The organism is Nitratireductor sp. XY-223 (assembly GCF_004959855.1).
Classification (GTDB): Bacteria; Pseudomonadota; Alphaproteobacteria; order Rhizobiales; family Rhizobiaceae; genus Hoeflea_A.
In genome coordinates this window covers 90694-109069 of the sequence record NZ_SPNT01000003.1, presented here as the reverse complement: position 1 = coordinate 109069, position 18376 = coordinate 90694, and the positions used below count along the sequence as shown (strand labels likewise).

Below are 18376 nucleotides of genomic sequence, written 5' to 3'. Positions count from 1 at the left end.
TTCTTTGTCGGAACGCACGGCGCTCACGCGCCCTTTGCCTCCTGGATCGCCGACCAGATGCGGTGCGGGGTCGTCGGCATTTCGATGTGGCGTATGCCGTAGGCGCGGTCGAGCGCATCGATCACGGAATTAAGCACCGCCGGGCAGGCGCCGATCGTGGCGGCCTCGCCGGCACCCTTGATACCCATGGCATTGGTCGTCGACGGCACATTGCGCGTTTCGAAGCTGAAGGACGGCATGTTGTCGGCGCGCGGCATGGCATAGTCCATGAAACTCGCCGTCAGCAACTGCCCGTCGTCGCTGTATTCCGCTCCTTCGAGAAGGCACTGGCCGATGCCCTGGACGGCGCCGCCGTGGATCTGCCCCATCAGCAGGACCGGGTTCACCACCACGCCGAAATCGTCGACGATATTGTAGGCAACGATCTCCGCCTTTCCCGTATCCGGGTCGATCTCGATCTCGCAGATGTGTGTGCCGTTGGGATAGGTCGCCTCGTCCTGCTTGATGTCTGCGACCGCCTTCAACTGCTCCTTGTCTTCGGCGGCCTCGGCGAGCCCCTCGTAGCTGATCTTCTGGTCCGTCCCGACGACGCGCGCCTCTCCATTCACCAGTTCGATGTCCTCGACCGCCGCTTCAAGCTGGTCGGACGCGATCTGCCGCATCTGCCTGGCGAGCATTTCGCCCGCGCGGTCGACCGACACACCGCCGAGCGGCACCGAGCGCGAGCCGCCCGTTCCACCGCCTTTCGACAGATCGTTGGTGTCGCCCTGTCTGACGATGATCTTGTCGAAGTCGATGCCGATACGGTCGGCGATGAACTGGCTGTAGGCGGTCGCATGGCCCTGCCCGTTCGTCTGGGTGCCGATGAAAAGTGTGACCGTCCCGTCGTCGTTGAGCTGCAGATGTGCCGGCTCGGATCCGGTGAAGGCGCAGGCCTCGATATAGACGGAAAGACCCAGACCGCGGATCTTGCCGCGCTTGCGCGCCTCCTCTGCGCGTGCCTCGAAATCCGCGTACCCGGCCCGTTCAAGGGCCATGTCCAGGTGTCCCTGGTATTCGCCGACATCGTATTTGCGGCCGGAAACGGTGGTGTAAGGAAACTGCTCGGGCCGGATGAAATTGCGACGGCGCAATTCGGCCGGATCGATGCCGGTCTCGCGCGCGCAGGCATCGACGAGCCGCTCCAGCAGCAGCGCCGCTTCCGGACGGCCGGCGCCGCGATAGGCGTCCACGGGCGTCGTGTTCGTATAGACGCCCTGGATGCGCATGTGGTGCTTGCGAATATCGTAGACACCGGTGGCCATCATGGCGCCGAACAGCGGGATGCTCGGCCCGAAACCGCTGAGATAGGCGCCCATATTGGCCCTTACATCGATGCTGAGCGCCAGGAAACGGCCGTCTTCATCCAGGGCCATCTTCGCATTGACGAGATTGTCGCGCCCGTGCGCATCCGCCATGAAATGCTCGGACCGGTCGGCCAGCGTCTTGACCGGGCGGTCCAGCCGGCGCGCGGCCTCCATGACGAGCGGATATTCGCGGTAGTTGTGAACGCGCGTTCCGAAGCCGCCGCCCACATCGCCGGAAATCACCCGGATCTTCTCCTGGTCCATGTCGAAGACATGGTTTGCGAGCGTGTTGCGAATGCCGTGGACGCCTTGCGATCCCATGATCAGCTCGAAGCTTTCGTCCTGCGGGTTCCACTCGGCCAGCGCCGCGCGCGGCTCCATGAAGTTGGACACAAGCCGGTTGTTGACGAAGGAGATTTCCGTAACGTGATGGGCTTTCTCGAAAGCCGCGGCCGTTTCGCCTTCGTCGCCCTGCTCGTAGAGATAGACCCGGTTGGATCCGAGTTCCGGCCAAAGCAGCGGTGCGTCGTCGCCGAGCGCCGCCTCCATGTCAGCAACGGCTTCGACATCGTCCCATTCGATTTCGATCAGTTCGGCGGCGTCCTGCGCCTGTTTCGTGCTCTCGGCGACGACAAAGGCGACCGCGTCGCCGACATAACGGACCTGGCCGTCGCACAGGATCGGCGTCTCGCGCAGCTCGCATTTGGTTCCGTCGGGCTGCTTTACGGGCGTGAAACAGTGGATGCTGCCGAGGTGCGAGACATCCCTGGCGGTCATGACCAGGTGCACGCCCTCCGAGGCCGCGGCGTCCGCGACCGATGCGATCTTGAAATTTGCCGCCGCGTAGGGGGAACGCAGCACGTAGCCGTATAGCTGGTCCGGCCTGTTGAAATCGTCTGAAAAACGGCCCTTGCCTCGGACCAGGGCATCATCTTCTTTTCGAAGCGCGGAGGCCCCGACGCCGAATTTCGGAGTCACAATATTCATCGACAAACCTGTGCGTTGGAGAACCGGAATGGAACAGGAACCGCGTCCTGATCCCTTTATAGGGCGTGGCCGGCGCATTGTCACCACAAGCACCGATTTCAATCGTCGCTTGCCCTTCGGGATTGTGTTGACGGCACAACCCGTTGGAGACTACAGCAACGAGCACGCCCAGCGGAACGGAACAGGGATTATGACCAGAACCGGACAGGAAGTTCGTCTCGAAGACTACAAACCGACGGATTTCGAGATCGAGACCGTCGACCTGACGTTCCGGCTCGATGCGTCAAGGACGGTGGTCACCAGCCGTATCGCGCTGCGGAGGCGCTCCGGCGGCGATGCGCCGCTCGTCCTCGACGGCGACGAACTGACATTCGTGGATCTCAAGATCGACGGGCGGACCGCCGACAGCGGCAGGTTCGATGCCTCGCCATCCAGGCTCGAGATCCGGGACCTTCCGGCAACGGAGTTCTTTACGCTGGAGATCGTCACGGAGGTCGCGCCGGCGGAAAACACCAAGCTGATGGGCCTTTACCGGTCCAACGGCGTCTATTGCACCCAGTGCGAGGCTGAGGGCTTTCGCCGCATCACCTATTTCCTCGACCGGCCGGACGTGCTGGCGACCTACACGACGCGGATCGAGGCACCGAAGAAAGACGCGCCGCTGCTCCTGTCCAACGGCAACCCGAAGGAAAGCGGCGCGCTTGGCGAAGGATGGCACTATGCCGTCTGGCAGGATCCGCATCCCAAGCCGAGCTATCTTTTTGCACTGGTCGCCGGCGACCTGGCCGTGGTCCGGGACGACTTCACCACCGCGTCGGGCAAGCCGGTCAAACTGGAAATCTATGTCGAGCACGGTAAGGAAGACCGTGCAGCCTACGCAATGGACGCGCTCAAGCGCGCCATGACATGGGACGAGGAACGGTTCGGCCGGGAATACGATCTCAGTGTCTTCATGATCGTCGCCGTGTCCGACTTCAACATGGGCGCCATGGAGAACAAGGGCCTCAACATCTTCAACGATAAATACGTGCTGGCCGACGCGGACACGGCGACCGATACGGACTACGCCAATATCGAAGCGATCATCGCGCACGAGTATTTTCACAACTGGACCGGAAACCGCATCACCTGCCGCGACTGGTTCCAGCTCTGTCTCAAGGAAGGCCTGACGGTCTATCGCGACCACGAGTTCTCGGCGGACATGCGGTCTCGGCCGGTCAAACGCATCGCCGAGGTCCGCCTGCTGAAGGCACATCAGTTTCCGGAGGACAGCGGCCCCCTCGCCCACCCGGTGCGGCCGGTGCGATACAGCGAGATCAACAATTTCTATACGGCGACGGTCTATGAAAAAGGCTCCGAGGTGGTGCGCATGCTGGCCACCATCCTCGGTGCCGAAGACTTCAAACGGGGGCTTGATCTCTATTTCACCCGCCACGACGGGGATGCGGCGACGATCGAGGATTTCCTGGCCTGTTTCGAGGATGCCAACGGAACCGATCTTTCCCAGTTTTCCGTCTGGTACCACCAGGCCGGAACGCCCGTTTTATCCATTGCGTCGCGCTTCGACGCATCGGCCAAGAAGCTCACCGTCGATATCGAACAATCGGTTCCGCCGACGCCCGGTGAGGACGGGAAAAAACAAATGCATATCCCGCTGCGTTTCGGGCTTTTCGATCCGGACGGCAAGGAGATCGCGGCGCACAGCGTCGCCGGCATCGATGTCAGCGGCGATGTTATGCACGTCAGGGAACGCAGCCACTGCGTTGTCTTCGAGGATATCGGCGCGCGGCCATCGCTCTCCCTGAACCGGAGCTTCTCGGCCCCGATCAACATCCGGTACGAGCAATCGTCATCGGATCTCGCGCATCTCGCCCGGTTCGAGACCGATCCGTACTCGCGATGGCAGGCGCTCAGCGAACTGGCGATGCGGGAACTGATCGCAGCGACCGGCGCGATACGCGACGGCCAGTCCGTCGGCTGCGGCGATGCCCTGATCGACAGCCTGTTGTCCACGGCAAATGACGATGCCCTTGAGCCTGCGCTGCGCGGCCAGGCGATCAGCCTTCCGGGCGAGGCCGACATTGCCCGTGAAATCGGCACCGGAATCGATCCCGATGCGATCTTTGCGGCGCGCAAATCCGTCATCGACGGCATCGCATCGCGCGGCCGCGAGACATTCGAGGGCATCATCGAGAACATCATGCCCGGCGGCCGCTACAGCCCGGATGCGGACAACGCCGGTCGGCGTGCCCTCTATCTCGCCGGCCTCGGCTACCTGACACATGTGGCTCTGCCGCCCGACGCGCTGTTGCCGATCATCCGCTCTGCCGACAACATGACGATCATGAGCGGCGTTCTCGGCATCCTGGTTCACCGCTTCCCCGGATCGGCGGGCGCCGAGACAGCGCTGGCGGAATTCGAACTGCGCTTCCGCGACAATCCGCTCGTCATCGACAAGTGGCTGATGATCCAGGCGACGATCCCCGGCCCCGACACCCTCGAGCGCGTCATGCGGCTGATGGGCACCCGGCACTTTTCGATCGAGAACCCGAACCGAGTCCGGGCGTTGATCGGCAGTTTCGCCGCGGGCAACCCGACGGGTTTCAATCTGCCCGACGGCGCCGCATACGAGTTCCTCGCCGAACAGATCATCGATCTCGATCAGCGCAATCCACAGGTCGCGGCGCGTATCCTGACGGCCATGCGTTCCTGGAAATCGCTCGAACCGGTGCGCCAGGAAAAAGCCCGGGCTGCGCTTGCCACGATCGCGCAGCAATCGTCCCTTTCCCCCGATGTGCGGGACATCACCGACAGGACGCTCGGTCAATAAGCCGGAAAATCAATCGGGTGATTTGCTTTCCTGACGCGGTTCTTTCGCATTGCAAAACGGCGGAAGCGCCCGCAACAATCAAAATTATGCTGCGTTTTTAAAGAGTTAAAAAAGAATTAACAACAGGGCTGGACAAGGCGAATCACCTTTGATTCATTAGGGCAGGTTCGGACATGCGGCGGCCGAATCACTTAAAAATTATAAGGTGGGACACATGGCAGAAGCGCGGCGTGCGGGCGCTACTGACGGGGAGAGTCTATCCAGTCTACGGGACGGCCCGGACTGGCGTTCGGAACTGGCCGGGCATGCGAAACTGTTTGCAAAGCCGGCCTACAGCAGGCTCGTCAAGGCGGAACCGGTCCTCAAGCGCTCGATACCGGTCCTTATCGTTTTATTCCTGATCGTCATCGCCGCGGCGCGCATGACGGATCTGCTCAACGAGCGCGGCCAGCTCGAGAGCAACGCGAAGCAGGCAACCGCGCTGACGGCCCTTGCCGGTGCGGCGGCGCTCGCGGCCGAGACTGAATCCTTCAAATCCATGCACCGCTGGAACGTCGAGCTGACAATCAGCGATGCGGTGCCGGCCACGCTGATCACGGACGGCCGGTTTTTGATGATGTCGAACGCGGACGGCCGCATCTTTGCGGCGACATCCAGCGGAAACCGCTTTGTCGGACAGAGCCTGGAGCAGGTTTTACCGTCGTCATCGCCGTTGCGCCTGTTCGGCGTGCGGGCCGGCGTCCACAAGATCAGATACGGGAAACGGACCTATTACGCCGCGCAGGCAAACCTGCCGGGCGGCGTCGGCGCGGTGACCGCACTGACGCCGGCGGCGCGCATCCTGGAGCCCTGGAAACAGGAAGTCTCGCTCAACGTGACCCTGTTCGCCGCGACATCGAGCATCCTGCTCGTCATCCTCTATGCCTATTTCACCCAGGCCTCGCGCGCCCGTGATGCCGACGCGATCTATCTCGAGGCGCACCACCGGGTCGACACGGCCCTGTCGCGCGGCCGCTGCGGGCTCTGGGACTGGGACCTGGATCTGGGCCGTCTCTACTGGTCGCGCTCGATGTACGAAATCCTCGGCCGGGCGCCGCGCGACTGCGTGCTTTCCTACCGGGACGTGACGCAGTTGATGCATCCGGACGACAAGAGCCTTTACGAGGTGGCCCGGTCCATCGCGCGCGGACAGGTCACCCAGATCGACCACACGTTCCGCATGCGCCACGCGGACGGCCACTACATCCTCCTAAGAGCGCGCGGCCAGATCACACACAACGCGGACGAGCCGATGCACCTGATCGGCATCGCCATGGATGTCACGGAACAGCAGCGGCTTGCCCAGCGTTCGGTGGAAGCCGACCAGAGACTGTTCGACGCCGTGGAAAGCACGTCGGAATCCTTTGTCCTGTGGGATCGCGACGACCGTCTTGTCATGTGCAACTCGAAATACCAGCGCATCTACGGACTTCCCGACGACGCCGTGCGCCCGGGCACCGCCAAGTCCGAGGTGCTTGCGGCGACGAGACGGCCGGTCGTCAAAAAGTCCGTTGCGGCTTCCGACGGCTACAGCGACGCAAAGAGCCTGGAGGTGCAGCTTGCGGACGGGCGATGGCTGCAGATCAATGAGCGCGCCACCCGCGAGGGCGGTTCGGTTTCGGTCGGTACCGACATCACGCAGCTCAAGCGCCACCAGGACCGGCTGCGCGACTCTGAGCGAAGGCTCATGGCAAGCATCGGCGACCTGTCGGCCTCGCAGGGCCGGCTCGAGGAAAAGGCCGTCGAACTCAGCGAGCTGAATGCCAAGTTCCTGGCTGAAAAGGACCGCGCGGAGGCCGCCAACAAGGCCAAATCCGAGTTTCTGGCAAACATGTCGCATGAACTACGCACGCCGCTGAACGCCATTATCGGGTTTTCGGAAATCCTCCAGAACCGCATGTTCGGACCGCTCGGCTCGGAGAAGTACGAGGAATATGCCAACGACATCAACAACAGCGGCAAACACCTGCTCGGCCTCATCAACGACATTCTCGACATGTCCAAGATCGAAGCGGGACGGCTGCAACTGGCGTGCGAGCGGATCGACATCGCGCCGCTGATCGAAGAGACGCTGCGCCTCGTCGCGGTTCAGGCGAAAGCCAAGTCCATTTCGCTGGATTCGAAGATATCCGCCGGCCTGACGCTGCATGCGGACCGGCGGGCGATCAAGCAGGTACTCTTGAACCTTCTGTCCAATGCGACGAAATTCACCGAGGACGGCGGGCACATCTCGGTGCGCGCCCGCAAGTATTCCGACGCCGTGACACTGACCATCGAGGACACGGGGATCGGCATTCCGAAGAAATCGCTCAAGCGGATCGGCCAGCCCTTCGAACAGGTCCAGAACCAGTTCTCCAAGAGCCGCGGCGGATCCGGGCTGGGGCTGGCGATCTCCAAGGCGCTGGTCGCTCTGCACGGCGGCGCCATGAAGATCCGCTCGACGCCGGATGTCGGAACGATCGTATCCCTGCGCCTGCCGTTCAACCCGCACAGGAAGTTCCGCTAATCTAGAGCAGTTGCCTGTGGCAGATGGTCTTCTCGAAGATCGCCCGCACGTCTCCCGACGTTTCCTTCAGATGCGCCTCGAGCATGCCGATATCGGGAAAGTCGACGCCGCGCAGCATCAGTTCGCGAAAGGCAAGCGGCGCGCTCTCCGGATCGAAGCGCTCTTCGAGGCAAAGGCGAATGACCTGGGATATCTGGGTGTACAGCTTCAGCGCATCCATCAGAGTCGCCGCCGAATCCTCGCCGATCATCGACGGCGCCAGGTTTTCCAGAAGCGATTTGGTGCGCGTCCCGGGCGACGGACCGTCCCGCTCCAGACGCGCGGCATGCAGGCGCAGGAACTGGGCGATGAACTCGATATCGATCAGCCCGCCGGGAATGAGCTTCAGGTCCCAGATATTCTTGGCGGGTTTCTCGTCTTCGATGCGCTTGCGCATCTCCTCGATGTCCGCGGCGGTTTTCTCAATGTCGCGAGAGCGGGACAGGACGTCGGCGAAAACGGCCTCTGCATCGGCGGCGATATCAGGGTCGCCGGCAACGATGCGGGCGCGGGTCAGCGCCATGTGCTCCCACGTCCACGCTTCCTCGCGCTGATACTTGCGGAACGCCCTGATATGCGTTGCCACGGGCCCCTTGTTTCCGGAGGGCCGCAGCCGCAGATCCACCTCGTAAAGGACGCCTTCCGCTGTCGGTGCGGACAGCGCGGCGACGAGCCGCTGCGTGAACCGGGTGTAGTAGCGGACCGGATCGATCGGCTTCTTGCCGTCCGATTCCATGCATTCGGGATCGTGCGAATAAAGCAGGATCATGTCGATGTCGGATTCGGCCGTCATTTCCAGGCTGCCGAGCTTTCCGAGGCCGACCACGGCCAGCGTGCCGCCATCGACCCGGCCGTGGGCGGCCTCCATCTCGGTGCGGACCGCGGCAATCGCGGCCTTCAGCGTCAGATCCGCCAGGTGCGAGAACGCGCGCCCGGCGCGTTCGCCATTGATCGCGCCGGTCAGGAGCCGCACGCCGATCAGGAACTTCTGTTCGGCGGCGAAAATGCGCAGCCGGTCCAGAACCTCCTCATAGACGAAATCGCCGTCCAGGAACGCTTCAAGGCGTTCGGAAAGGACTTCCCGTGTCGGCAGTTCGGCAAGCAGTGTCGGATCCAGCATGCCGTCGAAAACATGCGGTTTGCGGCTGATCACGGAAGCGAGTTTCGGCGCGGAGCCGAGGATGCTGACGAGCAGCGACATCAACCCGGAATTGGTTCCGAGCAGCGAAAACAGCTGGATGCCGGCTGGCAGGCCGGACAGGAAGGCGTCGAATTTCAACAGGGTTTCGTCGGGGCGCCCCGTGTCGGCGAAAATCTGCAACAGTTCCGGCATCAGGTCGGTGAGGCGCTTGCGGGCGGCGGCGGTCTGGGTGGCGCGGTAGCGGCCGTAGTGCCAGGTGCGGATGACGCGGGACATGTCGGAGGGCCGCTGAAAGCCCATGCGGGAGAGCGTTTCGATGGTTCCGGGGTCATCGTCGTCACCCGTGAAGACCAGGTTGCCGTTGCCGGCCGTCAGGCCCTTTTCGTGTTCGAAGAGCCTGGCGTAGTGCTTCTCGACGAGTTTCAGGGTCGCCCGCAGCTGCGCGGCGAAGCCGTCCGTGTCGTCAAAGCCCATCATGAGCGCGATCGGCTCCAGCTCTTCATCATTGTCGGGCAGGACGTGGCTTTGCTCGTCGCGGCGCATCTGGATCCGGTGCTCGACGTCGCGCAGGAACCAGTAGGCATCCCTCAGCGACGCCTCCGTCTCGCGGTCGATCCATCCCGCTTCGGCCAGCGCCGCAAGCGTCGCCTCGGTCGGCCTGGTGCGCAGCGCCGGCATGCGCCCGCCGGCAATCAGTTGCTGGGTCTGCACGAAGAACTCGATCTCGCGGATGCCGCCACGGCCGAGTTTGACATTGTGGCCATAGACGGAGATTTCGCCGAAGCCCTTGTGGGCGTGGATCTGCCGCTTGATCGAGTGGATGTCGGCAATGGCGACGTAATCCAGGTATTTGCGAAAGATGAACGGCGTCAGGTCGCGGCAAAAGGCGCTTCCGGTCTGCAAGTCGCCGGCCGCGACGTCGGCCTTGATATAGGCCGCGCGCTCCCAGTTCTGGCCCCTGCCCTCGTAGTAATGCAGCGCCGCCTCGTAGGGCAGCGCCAGCGGGGTCGAGCCCGGATCCGGGCGCAGGCGCAGGTCGGTGCGGAAGACATAGCCGTCGCCCGTCCGCTCCTGCAATATGTGGATCAGTCGCCGCACCAGGCGCGAAAAGACATCGGTTGCCTCGTTGCGGTCATTGACGATGGCGGCCTGCGGATCGTAGATCACCACCAGGTCGATATCCGACGAGTAGTTCAGTTCGCTTGAGCCGAGTTTGCCCATGCCGATGACCGCGAGACCGGATCCGCGGCTGGGATTGTCCGCATCCTTCAGAACGAGCTTGCCGGCGTCATGCGCCGTGTGCAGCAGATGGTTGACCGTTGCGGACACGCTGGCGCGGGCAAAGGCGCTGAGCCAGGCGGTGATTGTGCGTGTTTCCAGCATGCGGCCGAGATCGTAGAGCGCCAGTGAAAAGGCCAGCCGCCGCTTCAGATCGCGCAACCGGCGCATCAGATCGGCTTCCGCCGAGTTCTCGCGCCACGCGTTCATGGCGCTTTCCACCAGTCCGTCGAGCAGGACCTCCGGCTTGGTGACGAAGGTCGGCAGGATGCATTCGGGGTGGGCCAGCGCGATATCGCGCAGATAGGGTGACAGGGCTGCCGCACCGAGGAGAAGCTCCCTCTGTGGCGACTGCGTGTCCAAAAATTCTTCTAAATCAGCCTGATCCGCCGCCAAATTGCGAAGGTCAATCAAGAATTCCTGGGAAGCTTCTGGCGATACGGCCTTTATCGGCCGGCCGTATTCGGCAACGGTCGCGGCATCCGCCGCTCCTGTGCTGATCAAATCCTAACTCCGCCTGTCAAACACCATCCGGGCGCACAATCCACATTGCTCGCTCCGATCGCAATTGACAAGCTCCAGGCGGCCGCCATGCAGCCCCATGATCGCTTCGACGAGGCTGAGGCCAAGTCCGGTGCCGGGTTTCGTGCGGCTTTCGTCGAGCCGTACAAACCGCTTCACGACGTCGTCGCGCATGTTTTCCGGTATGCCCGGCCCGTTGTCGAGCACGGAAAGGACGACGGTTTCGTCCTCGCGGCCAAGCCGCAGTTCCACCTCGGGCGGGCCCTTGCCGTCCGTGCAGTATTTGATCGCGTTGTCGATCAGGTTGGTGAGCGCCTGGCCGATCAGCTCACGGTTGCCGGTTACCTTTATGCCGTCCCCGATTTCGGTGACCAGGCGAACGCCCGCCTCCTCGGCGACCGGCTCGTAGAGTTCTTCTGCATCGTGTGCGATCTGGGTGAGATCCACCTCGCTCAGCTCGGCCACCGCGGCGCCGGCTTCCACGCGGGAGATCATGAGCAAGGCATTGAACGTGCGGATCAGCTGATCCGATTCCTCGATCATTTCCTCCATCGCCGCGCGGTATGCGTCCGCGTCCTCCTTGCCGGCCAGCGCGGCCTCGGCCCTGTTGCGGAGCCGGGTGAGCGGGGTCTTGAGGTCGTGCGCGATGTTGTCGGATACCTGGCGCAGCCCGACGTTCAGCTTGTCGATGCGGCCGAGCATGGCATTGAGCGCTTCGGACAGCCGATCGAACTCGTCATGCGATCCACTCACCGGAAGCCGCTGGCTCAGATCGCCGGCCATGATCTTCTGGCTGGCCTGGGAGACCCGGTCGATGCGCTGCAGGGCGCCGCGGCCGATAACAAACCAGATGATCAGGGCGCCGATCACCATGATGCCGAGCGCCATGGCGAGCGACCTTTGCACCATCGAGCGGAATTTCGTCGGCTCGCCCAGATCCCGGCCGACCAGCACCCGCATGCCGTTGGGCAGGAAGATCACCTCGGCCAGGGCCGCATGGCCGGGCGTGCCCTCCGGTTGGTAGAAGCGGCGGTAGGAAAACGGTCGCTCGGTCCAGCCCTCGATCTCGAGGACGCCGGTCTGCAGGCTCTCGACATTGCCGGCGAGGATCTCGCCGTTCGGCGCGGCGATGGTGTAGAGATTGGCGCCCGGCTCCCGCGAGCGCCGGTCGATATGGCCGATCAGCATGGAGACGCCGCCGCGCCTGTAGAAATTGCCGAGGACCTTCAGCTCGTCCTGAACGACCTGCTTCGTCTGGTAGGTGAGCAGGTTCGAGGTCAGGTCGGTGACATAAAAGACGAGCGCCACGGCGCAAATGGCGAAAAGGCCCAGATAGAGCGCGGACATGCGCACCGCCGTGGTTCGTAACAGGGCTCTGAAACGGCTCATGGCCGGCCTAACCGTCGGCTTTGAGGATGTAACCCGCACCCCGGACCGTTCTCAGCAACGCCTTGTCGAACCCCTTTTCGATCTTGGATCTCAGGCGGGAGATGTGAACGTCGATGACGTTGGTCTGGGGATCGAAGTGGTAATCCCAGACATTCTCGAGCAGCATGGTGCGTGTCACCACCTGCCCGGCGTGCTTCATCAGGTATTCGAGCAGCCTGAACTCGCGCGGCTGCAGGTTGATCTTCTGTCCGGCGCGGTGCACCTCGTGGGCAAGCCGGTCGAGCTCGAGATCGCCGACCCGGTAAACGGTGTCGTTGTCGCGCATGCCCTTGCGCCGTCCAAGCACTTCGACGCGCGCCAGCAGCTCCGAAAAGGAATAGGGTTTGGGCAGATAATCGTCGCCGCCGGCACGAAGGCCGGTCACCCGGTCGTCCACCTGGCCGAGCGCCGACAGGATCAGCACCGGCGTGTCGATCGATTTTTCCCGGAGCTCGCTGACGATCGACAGTCCGTCGCGCTTGGGCAGCATGCGGTCGATCACCATGACGTCGTAGTTGTTTTCCGTCGCCAGGTAATAACCGAGGTCGCCGTCGCTGGCATGATCGGTGACGATGCCGGCCTCGTTGAAAGCCTTCACCAGGTAAGCCGCGGCTTCAAGGTCATCTTCAATAACCAGAATCTTCATATCCGGTATATTAGGCGAATATTCTGGGGAAAAACAAACCATAAGACATCAGTTCTGGTTGGCTTCAGTTCTCTCAAGCATCGTCAAATAAAAGGACAGCGGGTCGATGGGAGACCCGCTGTCCACAGAATCGGGCGGTTGGCCGGGGGCGACATTAATGACCGCCCACCCGATCTGTTCAACCGACAGACACCGGCAAAGCTACAAACCGGCTGCTGTCCTGGTTGCTCAGCTGAAACAGAACCGCCTTGCGACCGGCCTCGGTGGCAGCGTCCACTGCCTTGGCCACGTCATCGGCGGACTGAACATCCGTATTGTTGACGGCGACAATGATGTCGCCCTCGCGCATTCCGCGGTCGGCGGCAGTGCTGCCCGGCTCGACCTTGGTGATCATCAGACCGTTGCCATCATCGGCCGGCTTTACGGTCAAACCGAACTCCTCAAGGGATTCACCGGTGTCGTTCTGCTGCGGGCCGGCAAGGGCCGCTGCCCTCTTGGGCTCCTTGAGGGTGCCGATCTCGACCTTCAGCGTGCGTGTGTCGCCTTCGCGCCAGACGGTGATTTCGGCATCTTCGCCGGGCGAGATACCGGCAATCTTGCGGGCAAGATCGCGCGGGCTTTCGACCAGTTCACCGTCGACCGCCGTAACCACATCACCGGATTTCAGGCCGGCTTCCAGTGCCGGCGAGTCCGGTTGCGGTTCCGTGACCAGGGCGCCCTTCGCCTCACTCAGACCGAGCGATTCGGCGATGTCGGCCGAAACCGGCTGGATCTGCACGCCAAGCCAGCCGCGCTCGACCGTGCCCTTGTCCATCAGGTCGGCAACGACCTCGCTTGCCAGCGATGCGGGGATCGCGAAAGCAATGCCGACATTGCCGCCGGAGGGCGAGAAAATGGCCGTATTGACGCCGATGACCTCGCCTTCGAGGTTGAAGGTCGGCCCACCCGAGTTGCCGCGGTTCACCGCCGCGTCGACCTGGATGAAATCATCATAGGGCCCGGCGCCGATGTCGCGGCCACGTGCCGATACGATGCCGGCCGTGACGGTGCCGCCGAGACCGAACGGGTTGCCGACGGCAACCACCCAGTCACCGATGCGCGTCTTGTCGTCATCATCGAAGCTGACATAGGTGAAGGTCTGATCGCTGTCGACCTTGAGCACAGCCAGATCGGTGCGGGCGTCCTTGCCGATCAGCTCGGCATCGAGCTCGGTGCCGTCATGCATGACGACGGCAAACTCTGACCCATTGTCGACCACGTGGGCGTTGGTGACCACGAATCCGTCGTCGGAAATGAAGAAACCGGACCCCTGCGATACCGGGCGGGCGCGCGGCATGCGCTGCTCGGGACGATCCTGGTCGCCACGCTCGCCGAAACGGTCACCGAACGGGCTGCCCTGGCCGAATTCGCGGAAGAACCGGCGCATGGGATGGTCCTCGGGCAGGTTTTCCATGCCCGGCGCGCCGAAGTTGAAGCTGTTGGATGAAACGGGTTTGATGTCGGACTTGACCCGAACGGATACGACCGCCGGGGTGACGGCCTCGACCACATCTGCGAAGCCGGGCTCATCGGGAGCCTGCACTCTTACGGCATCGGCGTATGCCGACTGAACTCTAGCCGGAATGCCGCTTGCCATCATCGCCGCGGCCAGGCCGAGAACGGCTGTTGTGGTCAGCAAACCGTGGCGGGAGGTCACGCGGTAAATTCTCTTAGACATAAAAAGGTCCTTTGACTGACGGTTCAGTCCCCTCTCTATGAAAAGAGATAGTGAGGCGTACCTTACGGTCGCCTATCCAAAATATGACAAATTTGTAATCTTCGGAATTCTCCCGCGCGAAGGGCGGATTGTATCCTGATTTGCCGCCTAAGCGTCATTCACCGAAACGCTCGTCACCACCTTTGAAGATGCCTCCAAAGTCCTGTGAACCGGGCATTTGTCGGCTATTTCCTCGATCTTCTCGCGCAGTTCGTCGGCGACGGCGCCGTCGATGGTGATCGCCCGCTCGAACCGGTCGATGCGGCCGCCCTTTTGCTGCTCTTCCGAGGTACATTCCATGCAGTCATTGGCGTGAATCTTGGCGTGCGAGACATCGACGGTGATTCGCCCGAGATCGGCCTTCTTGTGATTGGCGTACATGCGCAGCGTCATCGACGTGCATGCGCCGAGCGCGGCAGACAGGAAATCGTAGGGCGAAGGTCCCGAATCGAGCCCGCCGACGCTGACCGGCTCATCGGTAAAGAGCCGGTGCCTGCCGGCGTGAACGGTGTTCTGGAACTTCCCCTCGCCCGTCTCCGAGACACGCACCGCCTCGACCTCGGTCAGTCCCTGCGGCTCGTCTTCCTCGAGATAGCGCGAGGCCCAGGTTGCAATGATCGAGGCGGCGTAGGATGCATCCTGCGCACGGCTGACAAGATGGTCGGCATTGTCGAGCGACACGAAGCTCTTGGGGTGTTTCGCGGCTGTGAATATGGTCGCCGCGTTCTCGATCCCGACCGTCTGATCGATGGGCGAATGCAGCACCATCAGGGCCTTGCGCATGGACGCGATGCGCTCGGTCAGAACGTTCTGGCGGACATCGTCGAGGAACTGCTTCTGGATCGTGAACGGCCGGCCGGCCAGTTGCACGGTTGCCTCGCCCTGGCTTTCGATCTCCTCGATCTTGGTTCCGAAATTGTGGACGACATGGGCCACGTCGGCCGGCGCGCCGATCGTCGCCACCGCCTTGGCTTCCGGAACGTCGCCGGCCACGGCCAGCACAGCGGCGCCGCCGAGCGAGTGGCCGATCAGAATGGACGGCGCCTCGAATTTGTCGCGCATGTAATCGACCGCCGAAAGCAGGTCGGCGACATTCGACGAGAAATTCGTCGACGCGAACTCGCCTTCACTCGATCCGAGACCGGTGAAGTCGAAGCGCATAACCGCTATCCCGGCGCGCGAAAGCTCCGCGGCAATGCGCTTGGCCGCCAGAATATCCTTTGTGCAGGTAAAGCAGTGAGCGAAGAGCGCATAGGCGCGTACGTGACCCGCCGGAATGTCGATGCGCGCCGCGAGCGTCGCGCCGGAATGGCCGCTGAACTCTGATTTGATCGATGTCGCCGTCATGTCCCTGCTCCCGGTCAATGCGCTGAAATCCGGGCGCGAGACTATCAGCTATCGTGATCACGCGAACTTAAAACTTTCCGGAGATCGGCTTGTTCGGCTTCCGTCAGGGGCACGGCATCCGAGACCGGCCTGCGCCGGCGCGCGCTGACCACAAGATACAAAAGCCCGCCCAGGAGTATGACGGCCGGGGTCGCCCACAGGACGAGCGTCCGCGCCGAGAAACGGGGCTTCAGCAGAACGAACTCGCCGTAACGCGACACCACGTAGCCGACAACTTCCTGGTCGCTGTCGCCCTCCATAAGCCGCTGCCGCACCAGGACCCGGAGATCCTTGGCGAGATCCGCGTCGGAATCGTCGATCGACTGGTTCTGGCAAACAAGGCAGCGCAGACCGGCGGAGATGTCGCGGGCGCGCTGTTCCAGCACCGGGTCGTCGAGCACCTCGTCCGGCGTCACAGCGCCGGATGGCAGCACGAGGGCCGGTATCGCAAGCAGAACAGCGAGAATGAGGACGGCCGGGTGCTTCATGTCGCCTGCCCCGCGGTGGCGGCGCGCGCCTTGCTCGCCGCCGGCGCACCCACCCTGAGGCGGCGGTCAAGAAGCGACACAATCCCGCCGACGGACATGAACACGGTCCCGAACCAGATGAAAGTCACCCACGGCTTCCACCAGATCCGCACCACCGTGCCGTCCGGCGTTTCGTCGCCGAGCGCCACGTAAAGCTGGCTTGGCCCGATCGTCAGGATTCCGGCCTCCGTCGTCGGCATGCGCCGCGCCGTGTAGACGCGCTTTGCGGCGGTGATCGTTGCAAATTGCGCGCCGTCGCGGGACACGGCGAAGCGGCCCTGCAGTTCGGTGTAGTTGGGGCCGGTGTTGGGACGCAGCCCCTCGAACTCCAGCGCAAACGGCCCGCTGACCGCCTGCTCGCCCGGTTTCAAGGTCATCACCTGTTCAGTCGAGAAGGCAGTGACGGCGACGATCCCGATGACGGAAACGCCCAGTCCGAAATGGGCAAGCGCCGTGCCGAATGCCGAACGCGGCAGTCCCTTCAAACGCTGCCACATGACCGGCAGGCCGGCACGGCCGGCGCCGGCGCGGTAGGCGAGATCCGTCAGGCTGCCGCAGATGAGCCAGGCGCCGATGGCGATGCCGAGGGCCGCCATCACCGGTGCGCCGGTCGAGAAATAGACCACCGCCAGCGCCACCAGCAGCGATATGCCGGCGGCCGCATAGAGCCGCTGGCACACGGCAAGAAGGTCGCCGCGCTTCCAGGCAAGCAGCGGCCCGAAGGGAACCGCCAGCAGCAGCGGCACCATCAAAGGGCCGAAGGTCAGGTTGAAGAACGGCGGACCGACCGAGATCTTGGAGCCGGTCAGCGCTTCGAGGACGAGCGGATAGAGCGTCCCGACCAGGACCGTCAGCGTCGCCGTCGTCAGGAACAGGTTGTTGAGGACGAGCGCGCCCTCGCGCGAAACCGGAGCAAAGAGCCCTCCGTGCTTGAGCGACTGCGCGCGCAATGCAAACAGTGTGAACGCGCCGCCGATGAAAATCACCAGGATGCCGAGGATGAATACGCCGCGGGTCGGGTCGGTGGCGAAGGCGTGGACCGAGGTCAGAACGCCGGAGCGCACCAGGAACGTACCGAGCAGTGACAGCGAGAAGGTGATGATGGCGAGAAGCACAGTCCAGATTTTCAGCGCCTCGCGCTTTTCCATAACGAGCGCGGAGTGCAGCAGCGCGGTGCCGGCAAGCCAGGGCATGAATGAGGCATTCTCGACCGGGTCCCAGAACCACCAGCCGCCCCAGCCCAGCTCGTAGTAGGCCCAGTAGGAGCCCATGGCTATTCCGGCCGTCAGCGCCGTCCAAGCAGCCAGCGTCCAGGGCCGCACCCAGCGGGCCCAGGCCGCGTCGATGCGCCCGTCTATCAGCGCCGCCACCGCGAATGAGAAGCAGATGGAGAAGCCGACATAGCCGAGATAGAGCAACGGCGGATGGATGGCGAGCCCGACGTCCTGAAGGATCGGGTTAAGGTCCCGTCCCTCGATCGGCGCCGGGGTGAGACGCTGGAACGGATTCGACGTCAGAAGCACGAACAGCAGAAAGGCCGAGGTGATCCACGCCTGCACGGCCAGGGCATTGGCTTTCAGTGCGGCCGGGAGATTGCCGCCGAAAAAGGCAACGAGCGCGCTGAAGAAGACCAGGATCAGGATCCACAGCAGCATTGAGCCCTCGTGGTTCCCCCACACGCCGGAGATCTTGTAGATCATCGGCTTCAGCGAATGCGAGTTTTCCCAGACATTCTGCACCGAGAAATCGGACGTGACATAGGAAGCCGTCAGCGCGGCAAAAGCCAATAGCACCAGAAAGAAAGAGGTGACGGCGGCCGCAGGCGCCATCGCCATCAGCCCGGCATCCTGGCGGACCGAACCGATGACGGGCAGCACCGATTGCAGCAGCGCGACGGCGAGTGCCATGACAAGCGCGTAGTGGCCGAGTTCGACGATCATCGTGC

At 63.0% G+C, this 18376-nt stretch carries 10 protein-coding genes; 2 read left to right on the top strand and 8 right to left on the bottom strand.

Translation table 11 applies throughout. The features are described from left to right. Nucleotides 1-23 precede the first annotated feature (23 nt). Nucleotides 24-2333, bottom strand: a complete 2310-nt coding sequence (locus tag E4M07_RS12100) for a xanthine dehydrogenase family protein molybdopterin-binding subunit (protein WP_136658611.1) — start codon at nucleotides 2331-2333, stop codon at nucleotides 24-26. A 187-nt stretch (nucleotides 2334-2520) separates the two neighbouring features. Here E4M07_RS12100 and pepN point away from each other — a divergent pair, with 187 nt between their 5' ends. After that, complete coding sequence (pepN, locus tag E4M07_RS12095; RefSeq protein WP_136659181.1) at nucleotides 2521-5163, top strand: aminopeptidase N; 2643 nt, start codon at nucleotides 2521-2523, stop codon at nucleotides 5161-5163. A 214-nt stretch (nucleotides 5164-5377) separates the two neighbouring features. Then, complete coding sequence (locus tag E4M07_RS12090) at nucleotides 5378-7708, top strand: ATP-binding protein (RefSeq protein WP_136658610.1); 2331 nt, start codon at nucleotides 5378-5380, stop codon at nucleotides 7706-7708. A 1-nt stretch (nucleotide 7709) separates the two neighbouring features. Here E4M07_RS12090 and E4M07_RS12085 read toward each other — a convergent pair whose 3' ends face one another. From E4M07_RS12085 to E4M07_RS12055, 7 genes are all read right to left on the bottom strand, one after another. Beyond that, nucleotides 7710-10616, bottom strand: a complete 2907-nt coding sequence (locus tag E4M07_RS12085) for a bifunctional [glutamine synthetase] adenylyltransferase/[glutamine synthetase]-adenylyl-L-tyrosine phosphorylase (RefSeq protein ID WP_136659180.1) — start codon at nucleotides 10614-10616, stop codon at nucleotides 7710-7712. Between the two features lie 57 nt (nucleotides 10617-10673). Beyond that, entirely contained in the window at nucleotides 10674-12077 is a 1404-nt protein-coding gene (locus E4M07_RS12080) for an ATP-binding protein (protein ID WP_136658609.1), read from the bottom strand. Between the two features lie 7 nt (nucleotides 12078-12084). Next, on the bottom strand, nucleotides 12085-12804 hold the full coding sequence (locus E4M07_RS12075; RefSeq protein WP_281404980.1) for a response regulator transcription factor: 720 nt from the start codon (nucleotides 12802-12804) through the stop codon (nucleotides 12085-12087). 136 nt (nucleotides 12805-12940) lie between these two features. After that, nucleotides 12941-14479 (bottom strand): Do family serine endopeptidase, encoded by a 1539-nt coding sequence (locus E4M07_RS12070; RefSeq protein WP_136658607.1) that lies wholly within the window; start codon nucleotides 14477-14479, stop codon nucleotides 12941-12943. A 147-nt stretch (nucleotides 14480-14626) separates the two neighbouring features. Next, entirely contained in the window at nucleotides 14627-15865 is a 1239-nt protein-coding gene (locus E4M07_RS12065; RefSeq protein ID WP_136658606.1) for an alpha/beta fold hydrolase, read from the bottom strand. 44 nt (nucleotides 15866-15909) lie between these two features. Beyond that, complete coding sequence (locus E4M07_RS12060) at nucleotides 15910-16392, bottom strand: cytochrome c-type biogenesis protein (RefSeq protein WP_136658605.1); 483 nt, start codon at nucleotides 16390-16392, stop codon at nucleotides 15910-15912. After that, nucleotides 16389-18371 carry a heme lyase CcmF/NrfE family subunit gene (locus E4M07_RS12055; RefSeq protein ID WP_136658604.1) on the bottom strand — a complete coding sequence of 661 codons (1983 nt, stop codon included), beginning with the start codon at nucleotides 18369-18371 and terminating at the stop codon, nucleotides 16389-16391. Before E4M07_RS12055 ends, E4M07_RS12060 begins: the two co-directional genes overlap by 4 nt. Between the last annotated feature and the right edge of the window lie 5 nt (nucleotides 18372-18376).